The organism is Streptococcus hyovaginalis DSM 12219 (assembly GCF_000420785.1).
GTDB classification, from domain to species: Bacteria; Bacillota; Bacilli; order Lactobacillales; family Streptococcaceae; genus Streptococcus; species Streptococcus hyovaginalis.
Genome location: NZ_ATVP01000002.1, coordinates 117,824 through 138,929, shown reverse-complemented (window position 1 = coordinate 138,929; position 21,106 = coordinate 117,824). Strand labels below are relative to the sequence as shown.

Sequence of the window (21,106 nt, the reverse complement as noted above, 5' to 3'; positions counted from 1 at the left end):
TTATTTAGTGAACTGCTATTGCTCAATTCAGAACATAGAATTCACTCAGCTTAAAAAGAATAACACAGAAATATTTCATTTTTGTAACACTCATGTATTATTTTTATAATATCCTTCCATCATTCAAAAGTATTGCCAGTTTCAACAACTACCTTGCTGTTTTTTACATCTAATTCCGATACTTTTAGTAGGGATTTATAGGTCACATCCATTTTTTCTGTTTTGGCATTTTCCGCAAACACCGCAACACCTACAAGCTCACTCTCAAATTCGGCAAGTAAACTAATCATTCCCGTAACTGTACCACCACCTTTTAGAAAGTCATCTACAATGAGCACCCTACTTCCCGGCTTGAGACTTCTCTTGGAAAGGAACATTTTTTCAATACGACCGCTGGAACCACTAACATAGTTAACCGAAACCGTTGAGCCTTCTGTTATCTTTAAATCACGACGCACAATGACAAAAGGAACATTCAGTACATTGGCCACAGCATTTGCTAAAGGAACCCCCTTTGTAGCAACCGTCATAACAGCATCAATTTTTTGCCCTTTAAATGCATCTGCAATAATGCGACCAACATTGCGCAAGATCGTTGGGGTACTCAAAAGATCCGTCAAATAAAGATAACCTCCGGGTAAGATACGGTTACTTTCAGATAACTTTTGACATAAATCATCAACAATCACCAGTGCTTCTTCTCTCGAAATAGTGGGTGTGAAGATGACACCACCGCTGGCCCCTGTGACCGTTTCAATTTCCCCGATGTGACTTTCCTCGAAAGCTTTCTTTATGATAGCAATATCTTCAGATATAGAGGATTTTGCTGCTTCATATTTACTAGCAAAAGTGTTTAGGTTGGTTAATTTGTAAGGATTGTTAATCAAATAATTTGAAATAACGACCATCCGTTCACTACGTCTCAATTTCATTGGATCTCCTTTACACACCTGATGACAACTTTTCTCTCCGGTGACTGGTCTAACCACTCTGAATCATTCTGTATCATCATATCTTTTGCTTGTTATTATACCATAACGTTAAGAAAAAGCGAACATTATCCTAAAATGATGTCCGTTTTCTTCTTTTTTCTGTTTTTTAAAGTTTTGGTTTGTAAAATGAACGGTTATCCAACGCAAACAAACGCGATGTCATTTCTCCTTCGCCAACACGACTGAGTGCTGTCAGCATCATCATCATCTCAGCATCAATATTATCGATCATATGAATCATTTCAGCCTCCATGATGCGTGGTCGAATAGGACTGCCATATTCTAACTGACCATGGTGACTCAAGATAACATGACGAAGCACAGTCACTTCCTCTTTGGTATCATCAATGTTAAGCTCCACCAAAACCTTGGTGATTTCTTCATCAATCAAAGCAATATGGCCGATCAAATTACCTCGCACTGTGTACTCCGTATTTTCAGGACCTGAAAGTTCAATAACTTTAGCTAGGTCATGAAGCATGATACCTGCAAATAAGAGACTTTTATTTAGTTCAGGATAGATATCCCCTATGGCGTCCGCTAAACGAACCATGGTAGCCGTATGATAGGCAAGGCCGGATTCAAAAGCATGATGATTTGTCTTGGCAGCTGGGTAAATAAAAAATTCCTGATGGTATTTTCGGTAAAGGGCACGGACAATACGTTGCCAAGTTGCATTTTCAATTTTGAAAACCATCTGTTCTAAATACTCTTTAACATCAGCAACATTGACAGGTGGTCTTTCTCTAAAGTCGCTAGGATCATTGGGTTCCCCTGCCTGGGGTAAACGTAACGTAATCTGATTAACTTGCGGTGTGTTGTTATAAACTTCACGACGACCTTCCATGTGAACCACTTTACCTGCCGTAAAGGTTTCGACATTATGAGGCTGGGCATCCCAAAGGTTTCCTGAAATTTCCCCAGAATCATCCTGAAAAGTCATAGCAAGAAAATCTTTTCCTGCCCTTGTTTTTCGTAACTCTGCTTTTTTGATCAGGTAAAATCCTTCAAAAAGCTCATCCTTCTTCATTTGATTTATTTTCATAAAAATCCTCATTTTCTAATGGGGAGATACCCAAGAGGTTAGTTGTGGCATCATCTTGGTAGGTTTCGATAGTTTGAAGAGCTCGACGTATGGCCTTGGTTCTAGTTGTCAATAGGCTATCTACTGTTTTACTAGCAGTTGATAACTGTTTTTGAGCTTTTGTTAACATGGTCCCAAATTTATCGAATTCACTTTTAACATTCCCTAAAACCTTACTAATATCGTCTGCGTTCTTTTGAATATTAAGTGTTCTAAAACCAACAGATAGAGAGTTAAGCAAGGCCGACAAAGTAGACGGACCAGCAACAACAATATTTTCATCACGTCTAAGACTATCAAAAAAAGACGATTGCCTTACGACTTCTGAATATAGGCCTTCCGTCGGTAGAAATAGAATGCCAAAGTTAGTTGTTTCAGGTGGTTTGAGATACTTTTTATTAATGTCTTTGGCAAACCGTTTGATAGCCGCTAACAATGCCTTACGATGCCCCTCGATTTGTGCCTTGTCTCCAATATCATATGCTTCTTCTAAGCGATAGTAATCATCAAGTGGAAATTTCGAATCAATTGGTAAATAAACATACTCATTCTGATTTGATCCTGGTAACTTGATGGCGTATTCCACACGTTCATTTGAGCCAGACACTGTTACAAATTCACGCTCGTATTGACTATCTGTCAGGATATCCTCAATGATTTGTCCCAGTTGAAGCTCTCCCAAAATCCCACGTGTCTTAGTGTTGGAAAGAACTTTGTTAAGCGTTCCAACGTCCTTAGCAACTGTCTTCATCTCACCCAGCCCTTGGTTGACGGATTCTAATTGCTTGGACACGCTCTCAAAGGAGGCTTGCAGCCGGGTTTGTAAGGTCTTCTCAAGCTTTTCTTCCACCGTCAGCCGCATCTGCTCCAAACGCTTCTCATTGGAATCTTGAAGTTCCTTGACTGTACTGGTTAACTGCTCATTAATTGCTTCTAAACGCTGATCCGAACGATCACGGTTATCTGACAAACTTTGATGCAAGACATCTCGTATATCAGATAGTTGCTGATAGATATCTGTTTGCAAGCGATTGATGTCCTGATTTAAAGCCAGGCGTTGCTCATTTGTTGATGTTGTTAACTGGTATGACAATTGTTCGGATAAATTATCCGCGTGAGTTTCTAGCTGTTTCGTTAGATGTGATTCTAAAACTGACAGTTTTCGATAGAGCAAGAATGACGCGCCTAGACTAACTAGTAACAATAATAACAAAACGACTGACACAGTTGCTCCTTTCTGTTACCGTCTATCTTTTGTTTCGACTAAAACAATATAGCCACTTGATGCAGTGATAGTGATAGGTTGCCCTAGTGTTTCGTTGCTTGAATAGATTTTTTTCTTAAAAAAATTCGCTGACGTTAAGTCGTATTTAGCTCCTTGAATCGTCAAATCAGCATTGTCGCTAGTCATTAGCGAAAAATAAGACATGCCAGCTTGAAGGCGCAAAATATGCTGTCCTTTTGGTAGATAAGAAACATGGTTAGTTTCATCTACTAGATGAATTTGTTCCATGAACGGAGCTAATTCGGGATCGCTAGGCAAAAAAATATTCGACAAGAGGTGATCAACCCTCCCTCCAAAGACACCAAAAACAGTAGTTTGAGCAGTAGGCATCTCAGCAAAGACATGCTTCAAAGCTAACTCGGTATCCGTATCATTTTTCTCCGAAGACGATGAATAAACTTTTGCACCACTAGAGGCAACACGGTTTCTCTCATCATCCGAAATCGAATCGAAATCACCAACCGCCCAGTCTAATGGAAATCCTTTTTCAAGAAGCCTAATCGCGCCACGATCAATCCCCACATAAAGATCAAAATCACCTATCGGCGGCGAGTAATCGCCACCTGCCAACAAAGCGACTTTAACCATTTAAAGCCACACGTAAAGTCTCGACTTGTGATACCAAATCACTCGTCTTAAAAACGTAGGAACCTGCAACAAAAACGTTTGCTCCCGCATCGGCACACGCTTTAATGGTTTGATTATCAACGCCTCCATCTACCTCAATGTCAAAGGTCAACCCTTTTTGGTCACGCCACTCGGCCACCCGACTAACTTTTTCTAAACATTCAGGGATAAAAGCTTGCCCCCCAAAGCCAGGATTAACAGTCATGATCAACACTTGATCCACCAAGTCCAAAACCGGGATAAGCTGCTCAACTGGTGTACCAGGATTAATCACAACTCCTGCTTTCATGCCAGATGCCTTGATTTTTTGAAGAGCTCCATGGATATGCAGTGTGCTTTCCGTATGGATGGTCATGATATCAGCACCTGCTTGTGCATAAGCATCAACAAAACGCTCTGGATTGACCACCATAAGATGAATATCAAATACCAGCTTGCTATGCTTGCGCATGCTAGCAACCACATCTGCACCAAAACTGATATTTGGTACAAACTGCCCATCCATGATATCAATATGGACATACTCCGCACTTGTTTCTTCAATACGCTTAAGTTCAGAAGCAAAATTAGCATAATCCGCAGCTAAGATAGATGGAGCGATTTTATAATGTGACATGGTGACCTACTTTCTTTTTATGGTTTTGGTATATGTTTCACGACGATTTTCAATTTCACTGAGGAATTGAAGATAATTATCATAGCGAGATTGCCAAATATCTCCTTTTTCAAGAGCTAATTTGACACCACAGCCGGGCTCATGTGTATGACTGCAAGAACGGAATTTACAAAAATGGCTAGCCTTCCGAATTTCTGGGAAAGCCTCACTCAGATCTTCAACCGTTTTGACTTCATAGTCCAATGATGAGAAACCTGGCGTATCGGCTATTTTGCCATCGTAAACATCATAAAAGCTCACCGCACGCGTCGTATGGCGGCCGCGACCTAAACTATCTGAGATTTCGCCTGTTTCAAGTGCTAACTCAGGAGCTATAGTATTAAGAAGTGTCGACTTACCGACCCCCGTCTGCCCCATAAAGACCGTTACTTGATCTTTTAGCAATGGTAATAACTCTTTTTGAGAAAGCACAAAATCGTAGCCAATTCGGCGATACTGATCAGCAGTGATTTCCATTTCTGCCATAGAATCTAGCAAATCTAGCTTTGAAATATAAATAACTGGTCGAATGGACTTATGCTCCAAAAGTACCAAAAAACGATCTAGCAAGTTAGCATTGAACTCCGGCTCCTTAGCTGACATAATGACGACAGCTTGATCGATATTAACTATCGGTGGTCGAACCAGGCTATTCTTGCGGTCATGGATCTTCAGGATGTAACCTTCCGAGTTATCCTCAGCTGAAAAATCCACAAAGTCTCCAACATAGGGAGTCTGCCCTTTTTTTCTAAAATTACCTCTGGCTCTAGTTTGAAAAACCTGACCATCAGCCTCTACATAATAAAATCCTGCTAAGGACTTGATAATTCTTCCTTGCAAATGAGCTCCTTTATCATTAAAGTTACTCCCATTATAGCAAAAATATTACTAATCTTCATCAGCGAATACCATCTAATTCCAAATGGCTAAGCGAAAAAACGATCACATCAAAAAATTAAAAATAGCGATACACTCCGTACATCACTATTTTTAGGTCTACACTAAAAGTATTGCCAGCTCTTCTGAAATCAACCAGAATAACTGTAGAAACAAGCCAACATAGACAAGCAGAAAACACAGCTTTTGGAAAAATTTCAACTGCTGGCAAGAAACTTGGCAAATTATCACAAAAGCACCAAGAATTCCTAAAAAACGTAAGAGTAAACAGAGATAAGTCGCTGACAACAGATGCGCTATCGGAAATAAGAGAACTGACCAGAGGTAGAGATATTTGAAGCGCTTCACCCAGCCACCTTTTCGGCATGTTGCAGGCATTACTATAAAGCACGATAGAATAGTAAAGAGATAAAATAAAGTCATCACAAAAGGCATTCCGTTTCCTTCTTTTTATGTTGTTACCTATTTATTCGTTTTTTAAAAGAGAAAATTAGAAAATTTTATCACAATTCCAATAACCAAGATCGTGTTTTTCAACCACTTTGAGAAATGCAAGCAAAAGCCTCCATAAACTGTACAACGCACCTACCTCTCTGGCTAAGTAATCACCTATCTTCTAAACAAAGAGATGCACAAAAGGCTATTAAGACAAGAAAAACACCTGAAACAATGTCGTTTCAGGTGTTTTAATGACTGATATATTGAGACTATCTCTCAAACCAATGCCTAACGGTTATAGTAAAATTCACCGTGAGATTTAGTTTTCTGGTACTTTCAAAGCATCAGCAGTTGGGATGTAGTCCTTGCTACCAAGATATTCTTCTGCAAGATTTGCTAAAGTGCCATCTTCTTGAAGTTCTTTTATACGATCGTTGACAAATTTTTGAAGGTCGTCTTCACCATCCGCAAAGATGTAATAAATGTATGGTTTTTCTTCAGCAGCAATTTCAATGGTTTTCAAATTATCCAAACCTTGTGATTCGATAATGGAATTAACTGTTGGCGCATCGAACAATTTGAAATCTGTTTTGCCTTCATTAAGACCTCGAAGGGTTTGTGTGATGTCTTCACTTGAGAACTTCAATTCAACAGGATTGTCAGCGTGTTCTTTGTTGTATTCTTCCAACTGAGTTACTGTAGAGGTTCCTTGAACCACTTGTGTAGTATGACCACCGATGTCCTCGTAAGAAGTAATGTCAGAGTCTTTAGGCACTGCTAAAACAGCTGGTGTTGTTCCTGTTGGATAAGAATAAAGGTATTTTTGTGCACGCTCTTCTGAGAATGAAAGGTTATTTCCGCTCATTTGATATTTGCCTGCGTCAAGACCTGTAAAGATAGATGACCAAGCGATTTTTTGGAATTTAACTTCGTACTTATCTGAATCTTTAAAGATTTCGCGAGCCAATTCCACATCAAAACCTGTCAATTTACCATCTTTTTCGTAAGAGAATGGTGCAGTTGTACCAACTGTCGCAAAGACAACTTCTTCCTTACCTGATGAATCAGACGATTCTTTTGAAGAATTTGAATCTGAAGAGCAGGCTGCCAAAAACAATCCTGAAACAAGAGCGATACTTGCAATACTTAAAACTTTTTTCAATTTCATGGTGAAAACTCCTTAAATGATGACTTTTGAGAAACTCAAAAGATTTAGATTTATTATATCACTAATTGATCATTCTATTGACTAATTAGTTATACCGATTCATTATCATGCGATAGGCAAAAGCTATCACAGAAAGCAAAACCCTAGCTCAATAGCTAGGGAATCATCTATTTTAGAGAGTCACTGTGTAAGTTCTTAACATAGACAGCCTTATCAATCCACTCGCCGTCTTCAAACATAAACTGCTCTCGAATAACTTCGAGACGAAAGCCCAGTTTTTCAAGAAGTTGCCGTGACGGGTCATTTCCCAAGGAAACATGGGCTTCAATTCGGTGAAAATCTAAGCAAGGATACAAATGCCCAATCAAAGCAGACAATGCTTCACTAGCGTAACCTTGACGCCATTCTTGATTATGAATAAAGTAGCCCAATTCACACCAGTTCATGTTAGCACGCGCCAGTGTCACGATGTCAATCATCCCAAGATGTCTACCCGATTGAGTGAATATCGCTACAATGTACTGCTCATCATTATCGGCTAGTTGACGATGTCTGAGCACTAACTCTTCAAACCAAGTTTTAGTGCAAGGCATCATATCTATGTAGCCATCGTCATAGGCTGATTGTGACGGTTTACGCTCACTATAAGCTCGGTACCACACCTCGTAATCATCGAATGTGAGCGGTCGAATCACCAAACGGTCCGTCTGTATATTCAGTATCGAAAAATTCATCTAAACACCATCTTTCTATTTTGAATGGAGATTTTCCTCCATCTGCAAACAATCAATATGGTTTATCATAACTATCACAACCTTTCACCTTATTTATAGACAATATTAACAAAATGTTCAAGAACAAACATTCAGGCTGTTCAAGGCCTATCTTTTATCTCCAAGAAGTGAGATAATAAAGTCAGAAAATAATATTATGGAAAGGTTGATGACATCATGACTATTGCTCAATACGCTAAATCCGTTACCTATGGTGGTCTGGACGGTATCATCACAACTTTTGCAGTCGTTGCGGGAGCTATCGGTGGCAGTCTTGGAACTACTGCTATTATTATCCTTGGTTTTTCAAACCTTTTAGCTGATGGCTTTTCAATGGCAGCAGGTGACTATCTCAGCTCCACAACCGAAGATGGGGTCAATTCCAAACAAGCACTCAAAAATGCATTAGTGACCTTCCTTTCTTTCAACCTTTTTGGCCTAGTTCCACTACTTGCCTACCTATTACTAATCAGAATAGCGACTTTTTCCGACCAGATTACCCTTATCCTAGCCAGTCTTTTGGTTTCTCTAGCACTAATCACGCTAGGCTGGGTCAAGGCAGTTATTACTGGGCAAGCCAGAAAAACTGAAATCATTAGAACTCTGGTCGTTGGTATCGTAGCCGCTAGCGTAGCCTATGCTATCGGACAGATCTTGGGGACTATAATATAAGCACAAAACAGCTGCGGGGTGATACCCACAGCTGTTCTTTATTTCAAAATACATCAAGATACCTTATAAGTCAATCCTAGAACCCCATTGCTCATTGTAATGGATCGTTCCAAAATTAAGTTGCTTTGAGTATCTTTAAAGAGATGCAAGCCTTCACCAAGTGTTACTGGAGAAACAGACAGCTTTAACTCATCCACCAATTTTTCTTTCAACAGAAACCGGGCTAGGCGAGGGCTTCCCAAGAACAACAAGATCTTGCCCCTCTTGTTCTTCCAAAGCTTCTACTCCTCAATGAGATTATCAGTGATCAATTGCGTATTGTGCCAATCGGCTTTTTCAAGCTTCTGGAGCAGACAACTTTTTGTACTTGCTCAATCCAAGCCGCGTGATTTCTCTCATAAGCAGTGGCTTCAAGATTATCCAACATTGTTGGCCAGTATGCATGCATCATTTCGTAAGTAGCATGTCCCCAAAGCACTGTATCACAAGTCGAAAGTCCTTGATTAGCAAAAGTTTCCAACTCCTCATGATAACGGACAAAACTTATGTCCATAGCGCCTTTTAGCCCCCTCAACAATGCCATCCAATGACATGTGTAAAAAAACGCCTAACTTTTGCATAATGGTTTCCTATTTTCTAAGATTTGATGACAATCCCACTTCTTTGAGAGCATCCGCTAAACGACCAAAGTCTGCGATAGAGAGGGCTTCCCCACGTAGATTTGGCTTTAGCTCTGCTTTTTCTAAAGCTGTTTCCAACTTCACTTTGACATCTTCTGTTTTACCAAATCGGTTAGTTAGGTTGTTCCAAAGAGTCTTGCGTCTATGGACAAAACTAGCTTTTGAAACGTCAAACAAGAAATCCTCGTTCTGCACTTGAATCAAAGGATTTTCCCGACGAACCATCTTAAGAATGGCCGAATCAACGTTAGGTGCTGGCACAAAGACCGTGCGAGGCACGATGAAAGCCACCTTGGCAGTCATGTAGTACTGAACAGCGATGGATAAGCTACCGTAGGCCTTGGTGTTGGGCTCAGCAGAAATGCGGTCAGCAACCTCTTTTTGCATCATGACTACAAACTCTGTAAAAGGAATCTTACTCTCAATCAGGTGCATGAGGATAGGTGTCGTGATGTAGTAAGGCAGGTTGGCCACGACCTTGATAGGAAGATCTGGATTTTTGAATTTTTGAATCTCGGTCTGCAGATCGGCCTTGAGGACGTCTTTGTTGATGACTTGGACGTTGTCAAAGTCGCGAAGCGTGTCAGCTAAAATGGGAACCAAACGATCATCGATTTCAAAGGCCATCACTTCAGCAGCATTTTCCGCTAAAAACTCGGTCAAGGCACCGATACCGGGTCCGATTTCGATAACATTGACGTTCTCATCAATCTCCGCCGTGTCAACAATCTTCTGCAAAATGTTAGTGTCGGTCAAAAAGTTCTGACCGAATGATTTCTTAAAAGTAAAACCGTGACGCTCAAGGACGCTCTTCGTCACGGAGTAATCTGCAATTCTCATGTGTTTTCTTTCTATTCTTATAATACTTCAAGGAGTTTATCTTTTAGTTCTTCTAATTCCTTACCAGTCACACGCTTCTTATCCGCATACATTTCCTCAAATGGCAACCACCAAACCGGACCCTTGCCATTGTGCCCGTAATCACCTAAATCACCGTCTTTTCTCGGAAAAAGATGCCAATGTAAATGACTATCACCATTCCCTAGACTTTCAATATTCATTTTATCCGCTTCAAAAGCTACACTAACCGCTTTTGAAACTTCTGCCACTTCCGATAAATGCTTATCACGAAAATCTTGTGGCAAGTGATGTAACTCGGTCACATGTTTTTTACTCAAAAAAAGAGTGTACCCTTTAAAATGTTGGTGGTCACCGATAACCACATATCCCGTTTCCATCTCCTTGACGAAATAGGGATTAGTGTCTAACTTTATCATGTCGATACGATTACAAATCAAGCACATTGTTATCCTCTTTTATATCCCCCATCACTTCTTCAACCTCTGCTAAGGTCACTCCAAAAAGTTCTAGTCGTTTGAGGAGCTGTTTACCATTGCTATACCCGATACGGAGTTTTTCTCCCAGATACTCTCGACGCTGGCGACTGTCAGCCCCCATGATGAGACCTAGTCGCATGAGGTCAGACTTGGTAATGTCAAAATTATCCTCGTCATCAAAGTGCTGGGTAACTTTTGATAAAGCTTTGTCTAAGTCTTCGAAGCTGGCATGTTCGACACCGAGGGAACGACCCTTGGTGTTGGATTTTGGTGTTGCTTCGTCACGATTGAGAAAGGCGTGGCGGACAGTCGGGATAGCGTCCATGATGATCCGGCGAATGCGTTCACCACTATAGTCTGGATCTGTGAAGACGATGACACCACGAAGTTTATGCAATCTTTCAATGCGCTCTAAATCATCGTCAGAGATGGCTGATCCTCTTGTTTCATAAGTATCAACATCATAGAAGCGTTGAAGGTTTGCGGTGTCATCTTTGCCTTCTACGACCAGGACTTCTTGTATTTTTATTTTAGTCATAATTTTTCTTTTTTTTGAGTTTTTTCTTAAGTGATGACGGACGGTAGCAACCTCTTTCAGAGTTTCATCCCTAAGTTTTGAGCCAATGTCTTAAAACTTCCGTCAGGTAACAGTGATTACTCACTGTTATCTTTTCCACCACGGCGAATCTATCCTTGTTTCGCTCACTTCGTTCGCTCTTTAATCATTTAATCTAAAAAGTCGTTTGGCATTATCTGTCGTTGCTTGTGCGACCTCTTCTACACTAATGCCATGTAATTCTGCGATTTTTTCAACCACATAGCGGGTGTAGGCTGTTTTGTTTTCCTTACCACGTTTTGGCACTGGAGCTAGGTATGGCGCATCTGTTTCGACAAGGATTTTGTCCAATGGCAACTGCTGCGCTGCTTCTTGAACATCTGTCGCTTTTTTAAAGGTAACGACACCCGAAAATGAAATCATCATGCCTAAATCAACAAACTTCTGGGCCTCTTCTAGCGAACCAGAGAAAGAGTGCATGATTCCCCCGCGTGGACCGACTCCGGCTTCCTTAATCACTTGGTAAGTATCCTCAAGGGCGTCCCGAGTATGGACCACAAAAGGCAAATCTAAAGCTTTTGAAAGAGTAATCTGACGTTTGAAAACCTCGATCTGAACCTCTTTAGGGTCTTCCATCCAGTAATAATCAAGACCAATCTCACCGAGGGCAATCACCTTATCATGCTTGAGAACTTCTTTGAGATAACTTTCAACCTCATCATTGTATGAACCAGCTTCTGTCGGATGCCAACCAAGAGTTAAGTAAACTTCCGGATACTGGTCTGCAATCTCTAAAGCTCTCTCAATGGTCTCGCGGTCAAAACCAACCACGTTATGTTTGGTAACACCCATCTCACGCGCTAAGTACAACTCTTCTTCAACCCGACCGTCAAACTGCTCAACATTGAGGTGGGTATGAGTATCAAAAATTTCTAACATTTTGTCATCCTTTTTTACATTTCATAGCTATTGTCTGATCGTTACTTTTTCTATTATAGCATACCCTTGAAAAACACTATCGCTATTAGATAACCTATCAAAATTACTTTATCAAATCTACCTCAAATCTATGAAGAAATAGTAAAATTTGATCGCATAGCTAAGTAAAACATTTGCATATCTAAACTTCTGATATCATATTTATGCCACACAGTACTCTAAATTGTAGCAACCAAGGATAACATACCTCTAGAGAATTAACAGGTCATCAATTAATCCCCTCTTTAATGAAAACTTCTCATTTGATGTCGAAATCACTATTAATCCTTAAAGCACCTCAAAAACCTCCCCACTATATAAGTAGGGAGGTTATGGGATTAGGAGAACTTCGTTCTAATCCTCACGTTTTCTTATGCCTAATCCAAAGCCGAGTAAGCTCATGGCTAAGCCTGTTACCACAAAGGCAACTGCTGAAACATCACCCGTGTTTGGTAAGGCAGCTGGATAACTGTTTTCAGCCTGAGCTGCAGCTTTACGTTGACCTAGTTTGGCCTCTGGACTAGTCAGGCTCTTAACAACCTTGGTTGGAACCGGTCTGTCATAACCAAGTTGCTCTAATACCGCTGCTAGATCAAGTGCTGGGGCTGGGGCTGCATAGGCTGGCTCACCCTTATCTGTCACCAACTCTTCTTCTGGTGCGTCTAGAGTTGGATGAGAAGTAGGATCTTGGTAGTCACTACCCGCGGCTAGCTCTTGACCATTGGTGAAACCATCATTATCATCATCCGCAGCAAGATCGAAGATTGGGGCTGGATCTGAATAGGCTGGTTCACCTTTATCCGTCACCAACTCTTCTTGTGACACAACTGGCTCTTCTACAATTGGTTCTTCCGTTACTGGAGTATCAATAGCTCCAAGATTACTGAGTTCATCCACTAACTCTGCAATAGCATTTGGCGTCACAACATCTGCAGCAACATAGCGAGCATAGCGATCTTTAATAGCATTAACAGCTTCAGTACTAACTCCTCGTCCTAAGGCAGCCATTAGAGCAGCTTCATAAGGTTGGCTATCTACTTCAACATTTGGTGTAATCGGAACAAAGAAACGTAATTCAGAAGCAGAAGCATACTTATCTATCTCTGTATCATTGTTACCATACGAGCTTGTTGGAACGAGGATGATTTCTTTAGCTGCTATTGTCCTACCAAAATCAATGTACTTAGACTCAGCATCATTAGCCCAATCTGTGAAGCTAAAGCGATGACTGTTACCATCAATATCTGTAATAGCAAGCGTTCCTGATCTGAGACGACCATTATTACCTGATGCACGTGGTACATATTCAAAACGAGTAATATCAACCGGATTAGTCAATGTGACAGTTACTGGTTGATCCATGACAAAGGCTGTCCACTCTGAATGCCACAAAGTAGAGAGATCATTATCAAAGGCTAATAAAATGGATTGACTGCTATCTTGTTCAGACCCTTCATATGATTCAATATCATCAACTAAAACTTGTGTTTTCTTAGCTTCCAAGGCCATTCGAGCTGCCATAAGATTGTCGACAATAGCTCTAGCTTCTTCAACTGTGGTCGTAGTCGGACTCGCATCGATCATTTTACGCAACGCATCTTGATAAGCTTGATAAGACTCATTCGTGTAAAGATTAGCATCCAGAGAACCGAGGCTACTTTTAGCCATTTCAAAGATAAGGTTCGCATCTGGTTCCACCATCTCAATCCGCAAATTATCTAACATGAAGTCTCCATAGCCTTCAAAGTTAGACTGGTTGCCAGATGTACCTTTGCTATCACGTGGCGTTGATGTAGAGTAAATACCTACCCAAGTGTCTCCAGATGCTGCACCCGTAACATAAAAGCTGACATGTTTGGCGTGGTCAGAATCCTCCCATGAATTCGTTAATGGATAGGCTGTTAAGGACCCCGCAGACTGATTCAAACCTTCACCAATGATAAAGGCAAATGCATTCGTTGTGCCAGCCTCGTAATCAAAGGAAACTTGATAAGTTTTACCTGCTTCAAATCGGAAATTTTGAGGAATGGTTTGGTAGAGAATGGCGTTACGCCCATCAAGACCATTCGTTTTAAGACTCCATTTACCATCAATCACATCATCAATTTTCTTGCCATTCCAACCACGTTGTGTGTAAGGTTCATGTTTTTCAGCCAAGTGGGTACGGTTGTCTTGAACGTACTCCACACCACCTATAACAAATGGAAAGATTCCTTGTCCCACTTGTTCAAAATCTTGGAAGAAAACTCCGTCTGCTGTGTCATGTCCTCCCGCATACATGGTTGAGGCATTTTCAAAGATGCGAATATCATCAAAATAAGATAGGTCTTCGCCAGATTCACGCGCCAATGATAAGGTTACATTTGATACATCATCTCCAGTCGTAAAGTAAACATACATGTTTTGGAAGTATGAGGCATCATCAACCGTAGCATTTTGACGCAAAGTATTGTGAGCATTAGCTTGCACAAAGTTCACAGCAATAGATTTATTAGTAAAGTTCGTAACAACCGAATCACCAGTATTAACTGTAATACTTGCTCTAGCATCTGAACGATTATCAATTCCTACATAAGCTGCATAGGTCGTATGAGGTTTCAAATCTGTCAAACCTTGTGTCAAAGTAACTGTTTCAGAGTTGTTACCAATGGCAAGCATTGGATTATCTCCCTGTGAACGGATAATACGTGCAGCATCCGATGGTCCCTCTTTTTTCCAAGCATCTAAATTGCCAGAGTTAAATCCTGTATCATAGATATGCATACCTTCAGACCAGCTAACCTCCTGTGGCGCTTGTGGTTTGCGATAAACGACATATGGCGTATTAGCCAAAGCTTCTATTGCAATCTTGCCATCTATGACTTGAAGAACGGTTTCATCAACACGACCAAGATCAGTCAGACGATACAAATAAACAGTATCCGTATCCCAATCATCTGGCAACGTCCACTCAGAGAGCCCTCCAGTCTCAGAAAAATGATAAAGCTTGGTTTGGTCAGACGCTAAATCATCACCAACCGCCGTCCAATTCCACGGTATCAGATACTTGTTATTATCGTAAATGACTTTGCCATCCAGAGTCATCGTACGGTATGAGTAATCAGAAGAATTTGGATCATTTGATTTTCGAGTAATAACCAGTTGATTTCCAGAAGCATTTTTTAGCCTGATTTCCATTTCGGGAGTGAAATCATATGTGCTACCATTTGTTGTCATTTTAACGGTTTCACCATCTATCCAGTTGGTCACCTCAAAGTGTTGAATGAATTTGGTTGGAACATCCGTTCTAAAGAGGTTAGTGATATAGCCAGCATAATCGGAACGACCTTGCCATCCTTCAAAGTCCTTCATATCATAACCAAACAACAATGGTGCTACAGCAGATCCTCCATAAGAAGGATACTGACCTACCCAAGAATCTTTTTGATGATTGCGGATAAAACGGGCAATATTGGAATTGATCCCCTTTAAAGTTAAACCTCCATATGTTAAATCGGCTGCCCAATGCTGGAAAGTCGAATCATATTCCCCAGCATAACCCCATTCAAACGTTGCGCGCCAGCCAAGATCATTCAATTCTTTAGATAGAACATGGGTCATCCAAGCACCGTTATCACCTGATTGCCCGTTACCCCAGACATCCACATACACAAAGTCCATATCATCGCCGATAGCATTTCGCAAATCTTGGAAACGCTCAAAGCGACCATTAGCAAGATCATATGCAGCATTTATATTAATGCCTTGATCTAGCCAGTTCCAACCATAAGAATAGCCTCCAGCATCCGTCTTTCTCAAACGATCTTCAGTGAAGTAAATAGACTCCGGATAAGTTTCAGAAGCGTTAACATGAATACCTAGACGTGCACCATATGCTTTAGAAGCTGCCAAGAGAGTTCTAAAATCTTCTATACCACCTATTCGTTTTCCAATATCGGCATAATTCAAATGACCAGAGTCATGCCCTTCGGAACCGTAACCTTTAAGTAAGACAGACTGGCCTAAACCATCCGTGTGCAAGTTAATTTTCTTAATGCCATCAAGTGTCATGAGGAAGGGATTTTGTGCTTGAGAACCAAAGTTCATAGCAATACGATACGCTACTAAATCAGGCACATATTCCCAACCCATTGGATTATTCATAATATCACGATAGGCAATCGCACCATCTTGCCAGTCAACAACATTATCATCATTAACATCTTGTGTGAAAACTAATTTTGCAGAAGGTAATTCAAGTGTTCGCTCATCGTAAACTTGACCATTATAGCCACGTTCGTAAAGATAAGGTGACGACGTAATACCAACAAAATTATCCCCATTGGCAGAATATTTAGTTGCCTTAAGACGATCATAAGAAGATAAATTTGTAGAATATTGTGAATTAGACCAAACACCTACCGCTACTTTGTCAGTTGAGACAAAGCCGTACATAAAGCGTCGATTCAAATCAGCCATTGTACGTGTGACATCCAAATGACTATCTCCGACTATAGTCGTATTGGTGGAAAGTGCAGAGCCAGAGAATTTAGCACCATCTTGACTAGAAGATACTGACACGAGTTGCATTCCTGGAATCTCAATAGTTTCTAGCAGTTTACGCATATCATCAACTGTGCCACCATGTTCAATACTGTTATTGTTGGTAATCTTTGTAACATCAAAATGCACTTGATTATCAATAACTTTAATCTGTAAGTCAATAGCAGCATCAATCAGATTAGTCTCGTCTTTTACCACTAAATGGTAAACAGCGGTCGCATCATCCACCTTTTCATAACTAACATCTGGAGTTAGTTCAACACCGTTAATCTTAATTGTCCTAGATTCAATGAGTTGTCCATAAATATCTTCATCAGCATAGTGATAGGAACGAATACGTGGAAACAGTTTATCAACTTTAGCTTCAAGAACATCAGAGAAGATTGTTTCAAATTGTGTATCATCTTCGATGACGATGATACTTGTATCAACTGTTTCATCCACTGTTTCGACCGGGAGATTGTCCTGGTTATCCATTTTGATATCAACCATAGAAGGTTGACCTGCATTGCCCACTTTTAAAGCAATTCTATTAGATGCCCGCAACTCATCCAAAACCGTTTGAGGAATATTAACAGTATTAAAGGCATTCTCACCATTAACAGTTGCATTGAGTTGTCCGTCTACTTTCAAGCTAATAATTAATTGATTTTCTGTATCCTGTTTTGGATAGTTTAGAACACTATTTTCCAAATAGGCTGAGCCAGATTCTGCCTTGTACTGCCAATACCAACCGTACTCATCATAACCCACAAAAAGAGATTTGTCGGGGTTATGGTAGTTCATGAAGACACCAAATTGACCTTGTCCGGGTTGAGAGCGATCCACAAAATCAAGGGTTAGTGAAACCGTGCCATCCTCTGAGACAACAAGTCCCTCTTTTTCAAATGTTGCAACATTAGCAGATTTGTCATTAGCTTCTGTAGCATTCAGACGCTGGTAACGAACTCCGCCTGTTTCTTTAATAGCGACCTCACCTGCAATTGTTGAAGTGGGATACCATTCATCAGGTACTGTTTCTAACGGATGTTCCCCAACCTTAACATCAATTTTGGTCACCTCAGAGTCGAAGCTGCCAAGCTTTAAAGCAATTCTACCATTGCCAGACAAACTCTCTCTAACCGCAGCAGGGATTTGGAAGGCTTCAAATAACTCTTGGTCGTTATTGCTAGCACGTAGCAATCCATCTTGTGTATAGTGAATGACTAAATGGTTCTGGCTACCTTTTTCGGGAGCTGCCAAGCGATTTCCTTGGTACCAAGTCGATTCGGCAGGTGATTTATACTCCCAAAACCAACCATTTTTGTCATAGCCAACGAGAAGAGTGTTATTAACATCAGCATAATTAAGAAGTACACCGAAGCGTCCTTGCCCTGTTTCAGACTGTTCAATAAAATCAAAAGTTGCTATTGTATCGTCATCTAAAACCATTGCCAGATTATTTTTTTCAAAGACAGCAATATTCGTTCCATTATCATTTTCAGTCGTCGAAGATAAGGCTGAATAAACCGTTTCTCCAATAACCTTCTCCTCGACTTGACCAGGTCTCACAGAAGTTGACTCCCAATGCTGAATGGGCTCGCTTGGTTCAGCCACTCGTTCCTCACTGCTTCCGACTCCACCTGTATTCTCCCTTGTATTCAATGACTGATCTGTCTCCGGTAAACTTGTCTCCTCTTCAGGAGAAGAATCTACTGCTGGTTGTACCACAGTATCAGTATTTGCTAATACCTCCTGAGCATTCCCTGTATCAGACTGACTCTGATCTAAAGTGCTATTTTCTGTCTCTATTATACCTGGTTTCAAAGCAGTACCCGGAGTCGTTGGTGTTTCTACAACAGAGCTCTGGACTTCTTGTGAAGTATCTACAGAAGCATTGTTTTCCTCCGCTAATGCAGCATGACCACCATAAAGAAATGCTGCTCCAACAACAACAGAACAAACACCAAGCTTTAATTTACGAATACTAAAAAAGTGTTTCTTCTCAAAAAAATAGCGTCTCATTGCCTACCTCCTTTAAATTAATTATCCTAAGCACTTTTTGATAACGCTTTCAAAAAGTATAACACTTCCATCTTGTTATATCAACACTAATAGAGTTAATATATTGTTTGATCTTGGTAAAAGTTTAGTAAAAATCATTGAACAAGATTAATATCATGTGTGACATGACTACCAAGACAAAAAAATAACATCTGATACATAATCAGACGTTATTTGCTTACTATTTCTTATAAGACCCCGTCACAAAGTAAAACGGTACAGCAACCAATAGTGCTCCCAAGCCCCAAAGAAGTTGTTCACCACTAACTTGGAAGAGTAACCAAGCACTGACGAAAAGAGCTAAAACTGGGATAAACCACCCAAATGGTAATGTAAAGCTACTGGTCACCTCCTTTTTAGTTTTAGCAAACACAAGAACGGCTAAACAGGTTGGAATGTATTGCGCAAAACGCGAAATCGCTGAGATCATCGCTAAACTTGAGAAAGTTCCTGACCAAGCAATAGCTAGAACAATGATGGCCGAAATGATAATGGCCACATAAGGGGCGTTGAATCGATTTCGCTTAGCCACAACAGCTGGTAACATCCCATTTTCTGCCAAGGCACTACCTGAACGAGGTGTCAAATATACCGAAGAAATCAAGAGTCCACCCGTCGACAAAAGCGTTCCTGCAGAAATGAGGGCTTTCCCAAAACCACCTGCCACACGCTCAAAGGCATCCTGGATAGGAACAGATGAGGCCGCAGCCGCTTCAGGACCCAGAATCCCAATCGACACTATCTGTATTAAAACATAAAATAGGGAAACGACTAAGATACTTAGAAAAACAACCTTAGGTAAATTCTTCTTAGGATTCTCCATATCTCCCGCAGCAACAACAATCCCTTCAAATCCTGTAAAGGCATAAAATAGCGTTACAGCTGCTTGGCCAAAAGAACCACTGACGTATTCTCCTCCAGGGAACATTGGGTTAAAGTTATTTCCCTTGATAAAGAAAATACCGACTGCCACAAATAAGATCAAGGGTAACAACTTAGCAACTGTTACCGTATTAATGAGAATCTTTGAGAGATTAACCCCAGCAATATTAGTTGCGGATAAACCGATAATCAGAATACTGGCTACCAGCATCTTTCCTGTTTGAGTCGCAAAATATGGAAAAATAGAACCCAAAGCTGTGGTAAAGGCGACTGCCATAGTGGCTTGGGCAATCAAGCGAATGGCCCATGTAACAAAACCAACTTCGAAACCAACGAAATTGCCAAAAGCTTCTTTGGCATATAAGTAAGGACCGCCATCTCGATCAAAATAAGTGGCTGCTTTAGCAAAACAAAGGGCGATACTGATCACCAATAGAGCATCAAATAAGAGCACAAAGATAGAGGCAACCCCAATCAGTTGCACGCCCGAACTCGGGAGCAAGAAGATCCCTGAGCCAATAATCGCGGTAATCCCAAAGAGCAACATACTCCAAAAGCCCATAGGCTTGATTTGTTTTTTATCCATAAACTTTCCCTTAACCTTTTCCTACTTAATCTCTTCTTAACGGCACTTAGCTACAAATTGCTTGAAAATCTCCAATTGTTTGGCGTCTTCACGCCACATGTTTTCAGGATGCCATTGCACGGCCGTAATCAACTGGTCATCAGATTCAATAGCTTCCGTCACACCGTCAGCTGCTGTTGCTGTGACACGATAACCTAGTGCTACATCTTTTACCGCTTGGTGATGGCGTGAATTCACATAGGCTTTTTCTCCGAAAATACCATAAAACTCACTGTCCTTAGCAATAGTCGCAAAGTGCGTTGGAAAATGCCCTGGTGCGCTCTGCGAGTGCTTCATATAGCTATCTGGGTTCTGCTTGGCTAAATCTTGATAAAGATTGCCACCAAAAGCCACGTTAATAATCTGCAAGCCACGGCAAATCCCAAAAACTGGCTTTCCTAAATCTTTAGCTACCTCAACGATAGCTTTTTCATAGGCATCACGCTGATAAGCAGTACGGCCAAGTTCACGAATAGGCTCTTCATCATAGAAAGTAGGATCGACATCCGGTCCACCTGGAATGATAAAACCATCAAACAACGGGGCTGTTTCCTTAGCAAAGCCTTCTGCTTTTCGCGGATCATCTGGAAATGGTAAAATCACAGGAATGCCACCAGAAGCAATGACCGCCTCTTTCAGATCGCGTGGCGCAAAATCAGCATAAACTTGATTAATAATCGCTGATGGTTCAACAATACTATCAGCCGTTATCGCAATAATTGGTTTTTTCATCATAACTCCTCACACATTAAGTTTAATAGTATACCATGTTTTCTGAAAATTTTAACATTAAAAATTTAATTTTCCTTTATTGCCATTTCTGTGATAGACCGATACTTCCTTTGCCTCTCTCTTTCTTTAATGGTAAAATA

General features: G+C 40.7%; 18 protein-coding genes. 1 reads left to right on the top strand and 17 read right to left on the bottom strand.

What is annotated here, in order from left to right; genetic code table 11:
* Nucleotides 1–119: 119 nt before the first annotated feature.
* The 8 genes from purR to G574_RS0101880 form a co-directional block, all read right to left on the bottom strand.
* On the bottom strand, nt 120–932 hold the full coding sequence (gene purR, locus G574_RS0101920; protein WP_029690721.1) for a pur operon repressor: 813 nt from the start codon (nt 930–932) through the stop codon (nt 120–122).
* A gap of 166 nt (nt 933–1,098) precedes the next feature.
* Nucleotides 1,099–2,037, bottom strand: coding sequence for a 3'-5' exoribonuclease YhaM family protein (locus G574_RS0101915; RefSeq protein ID WP_029690720.1), 939 nt, complete (start codon nt 2,035–2,037; stop codon nt 1,099–1,101).
* Nucleotides 2,009–3,301 (bottom strand): DNA recombination protein RmuC, encoded by a 1,293-nt coding sequence (locus tag G574_RS0101910; RefSeq protein ID WP_029690719.1) that lies wholly within the window; start codon nt 3,299–3,301, stop codon nt 2,009–2,011. Before G574_RS0101910 ends, G574_RS0101915 begins: the two co-directional genes overlap by 29 nt.
* A 15-nt stretch (nt 3,302–3,316) precedes the next feature.
* Nucleotides 3,317–3,949, bottom strand: a complete 633-nt coding sequence (locus G574_RS0101905; protein WP_029690717.1) for a thiamine diphosphokinase — start codon at nt 3,947–3,949, stop codon at nt 3,317–3,319.
* A complete protein-coding gene (gene rpe / locus G574_RS0101900) occupies nt 3,942–4,604 on the bottom strand; it encodes a ribulose-phosphate 3-epimerase (RefSeq protein WP_029690716.1) in 663 nt (220 codons plus the stop codon). Before rpe ends, G574_RS0101905 begins: the two co-directional genes overlap by 8 nt.
* A gap of 6 nt (nt 4,605–4,610) precedes the next feature.
* Nucleotides 4,611–5,483 (bottom strand): ribosome small subunit-dependent GTPase A, encoded by an 873-nt coding sequence (gene rsgA, locus G574_RS0101895; protein ID WP_029690715.1) that lies wholly within the window; start codon nt 5,481–5,483, stop codon nt 4,611–4,613.
* A gap of 814 nt (nt 5,484–6,297) precedes the next feature.
* Nucleotides 6,298–7,146, bottom strand: a complete 849-nt coding sequence (locus tag G574_RS0101885) for an amino acid ABC transporter substrate-binding protein (protein ID WP_029690713.1) — start codon at nt 7,144–7,146, stop codon at nt 6,298–6,300.
* Between the two features lie 167 nt (nt 7,147–7,313).
* A complete protein-coding gene (locus tag G574_RS0101880; RefSeq protein ID WP_029690712.1) occupies nt 7,314–7,880 on the bottom strand; it encodes a GNAT family N-acetyltransferase in 567 nt (188 codons plus the stop codon).
* 216 nt (nt 7,881–8,096) lie between these two features.
* On the opposite strand from G574_RS0101880, the gene G574_RS0101875 reads away from it, so the two are divergent.
* Nucleotides 8,097–8,591 carry a VIT1/CCC1 transporter family protein gene (locus tag G574_RS0101875; RefSeq protein ID WP_029690711.1) on the top strand — a complete coding sequence of 165 codons (495 nt, stop codon included), beginning with the start codon at nt 8,097–8,099 and terminating at the stop codon, nt 8,589–8,591.
* A gap of 53 nt (nt 8,592–8,644) precedes the next feature.
* Here the strand turns inward: G574_RS0101875 and G574_RS11755 are convergent, their stop codons facing one another.
* The 9 genes from G574_RS11755 to G574_RS0101835 all read right to left on the bottom strand — a co-directional run bounded on the left by G574_RS11755 (nt 8,645) and on the right by G574_RS0101835 (nt 20,966).
* On the bottom strand, nt 8,645–8,845 hold the full coding sequence (locus tag G574_RS11755; RefSeq protein ID WP_281167060.1) for a dihydrofolate reductase family protein: 201 nt from the start codon (nt 8,843–8,845) through the stop codon (nt 8,645–8,647).
* 53 nt (nt 8,846–8,898) lie between these two features.
* Nucleotides 8,899–9,144, bottom strand: coding sequence for a dihydrofolate reductase family protein (locus G574_RS11750; protein ID WP_245540386.1), 246 nt, complete (start codon nt 9,142–9,144; stop codon nt 8,899–8,901).
* A 76-nt stretch (nt 9,145–9,220) separates the two neighbouring features.
* Nucleotides 9,221–10,111: a 16S rRNA (adenine(1518)-N(6)/adenine(1519)-N(6))-dimethyltransferase RsmA gene (gene rsmA / locus G574_RS0101865; RefSeq protein ID WP_029690710.1), complete on the bottom strand. Its 891-nt coding sequence runs from the start codon at nt 10,109–10,111 to the stop codon at nt 9,221–9,223.
* Nucleotides 10,112–10,128: 17 nt separating this feature from the next.
* Complete coding sequence (locus G574_RS0101860; RefSeq protein WP_029690709.1) at nt 10,129–10,575, bottom strand: HIT family protein; 447 nt, start codon at nt 10,573–10,575, stop codon at nt 10,129–10,131.
* Nucleotides 10,559–11,146 (bottom strand): ribonuclease M5, encoded by a 588-nt coding sequence (rnmV, locus tag G574_RS0101855; protein ID WP_037590568.1) that lies wholly within the window; start codon nt 11,144–11,146, stop codon nt 10,559–10,561. The genes G574_RS0101860 and rnmV overlap by 17 nt, the downstream gene beginning before the upstream one ends.
* A gap of 180 nt (nt 11,147–11,326) precedes the next feature.
* Nucleotides 11,327–12,103, bottom strand: a complete 777-nt coding sequence (locus G574_RS0101850; protein WP_029690707.1) for a TatD family hydrolase — start codon at nt 12,101–12,103, stop codon at nt 11,327–11,329.
* Nucleotides 12,104–12,496: 393 nt separating this feature from the next.
* A complete protein-coding gene (locus G574_RS0101845; RefSeq protein WP_029690706.1) occupies nt 12,497–18,688 on the bottom strand; it encodes an endo-alpha-N-acetylgalactosaminidase family protein in 6,192 nt (2,063 codons plus the stop codon).
* Between the two features lie 220 nt (nt 18,689–18,908).
* The gene (locus G574_RS0101840) at nt 18,909–20,195 is read right to left on the bottom strand and encodes an APC family permease (RefSeq protein WP_029690705.1); all 1,287 of its coding nucleotides are present in this window, start codon (nt 20,193–20,195) and stop codon (nt 18,909–18,911) included.
* Between the two features lie 36 nt (nt 20,196–20,231).
* Nucleotides 20,232–20,966 (bottom strand): gamma-glutamyl-gamma-aminobutyrate hydrolase family protein, encoded by a 735-nt coding sequence (locus G574_RS0101835; RefSeq protein ID WP_029690704.1) that lies wholly within the window; start codon nt 20,964–20,966, stop codon nt 20,232–20,234.
* Between the last annotated feature and the right edge of the window lie 140 nt (nt 20,967–21,106).

Coding starts and splice junctions, on each gene's coding strand:
- purR (WP_029690721.1), bottom strand. CDS start 932: ATGAAATTGAGACGTAGTGAACGGATGGTCGTTATTTCAAATTATTTG.
- G574_RS0101915 (WP_029690720.1), bottom strand. CDS start 2,037: ATGAAAATAAATCAAATGAAGAAGGATGAGCTTTTTGAAGGATTTTAC.
- G574_RS0101905 (WP_029690717.1), bottom strand. CDS start 3,949: ATGGTTAAAGTCGCTTTGTTGGCAGGTGGCGATTACTCGCCGCCGATA.
- rpe (WP_029690716.1), bottom strand. CDS start 4,604: ATGTCACATTATAAAATCGCTCCATCTATCTTAGCTGCGGATTATGCT.
- G574_RS0101885 (WP_029690713.1), bottom strand. CDS start 7,146: ATGAAATTGAAAAAAGTTTTAAGTATTGCAAGTATCGCTCTTGTTTCA.
- G574_RS0101880 (WP_029690712.1), bottom strand. CDS start 7,880: ATGAATTTTTCGATACTGAATATACAGACGGACCGTTTGGTGATTCGA.
- G574_RS0101875 (WP_029690711.1), top strand. CDS start 8,097: ATGACTATTGCTCAATACGCTAAATCCGTTACCTATGGTGGTCTGGAC.
- G574_RS11750 (WP_245540386.1), bottom strand. CDS start 9,144: ATGGACATAAGTTTTGTCCGTTATCATGAGGAGTTGGAAACTTTTGCT.
- rsmA (WP_029690710.1), bottom strand. CDS start 10,111: ATGAGAATTGCAGATTACTCCGTGACGAAGAGCGTCCTTGAGCGTCAC.
- G574_RS0101860 (WP_029690709.1), bottom strand. CDS start 10,575: ATGTGCTTGATTTGTAATCGTATCGACATGATAAAGTTAGACACTAAT.
- rnmV (WP_037590568.1), bottom strand. CDS start 11,146: ATGACTAAAATAAAAATACAAGAAGTCCTGGTCGTAGAAGGCAAAGAT.
- G574_RS0101850 (WP_029690707.1), bottom strand. CDS start 12,103: ATGTTAGAAATTTTTGATACTCATACCCACCTCAATGTTGAGCAGTTT.
- G574_RS0101845 (WP_029690706.1), bottom strand. CDS start 18,688: ATGAGACGCTATTTTTTTGAGAAGAAACACTTTTTTAGTATTCGTAAA.
- G574_RS0101840 (WP_029690705.1), bottom strand. CDS start 20,195: ATGGATAAAAAACAAATCAAGCCTATGGGCTTTTGGAGTATGTTGCTC.
- G574_RS0101835 (WP_029690704.1), bottom strand. CDS start 20,966: ATGAAAAAACCAATTATTGCGATAACGGCTGATAGTATTGTTGAACCA.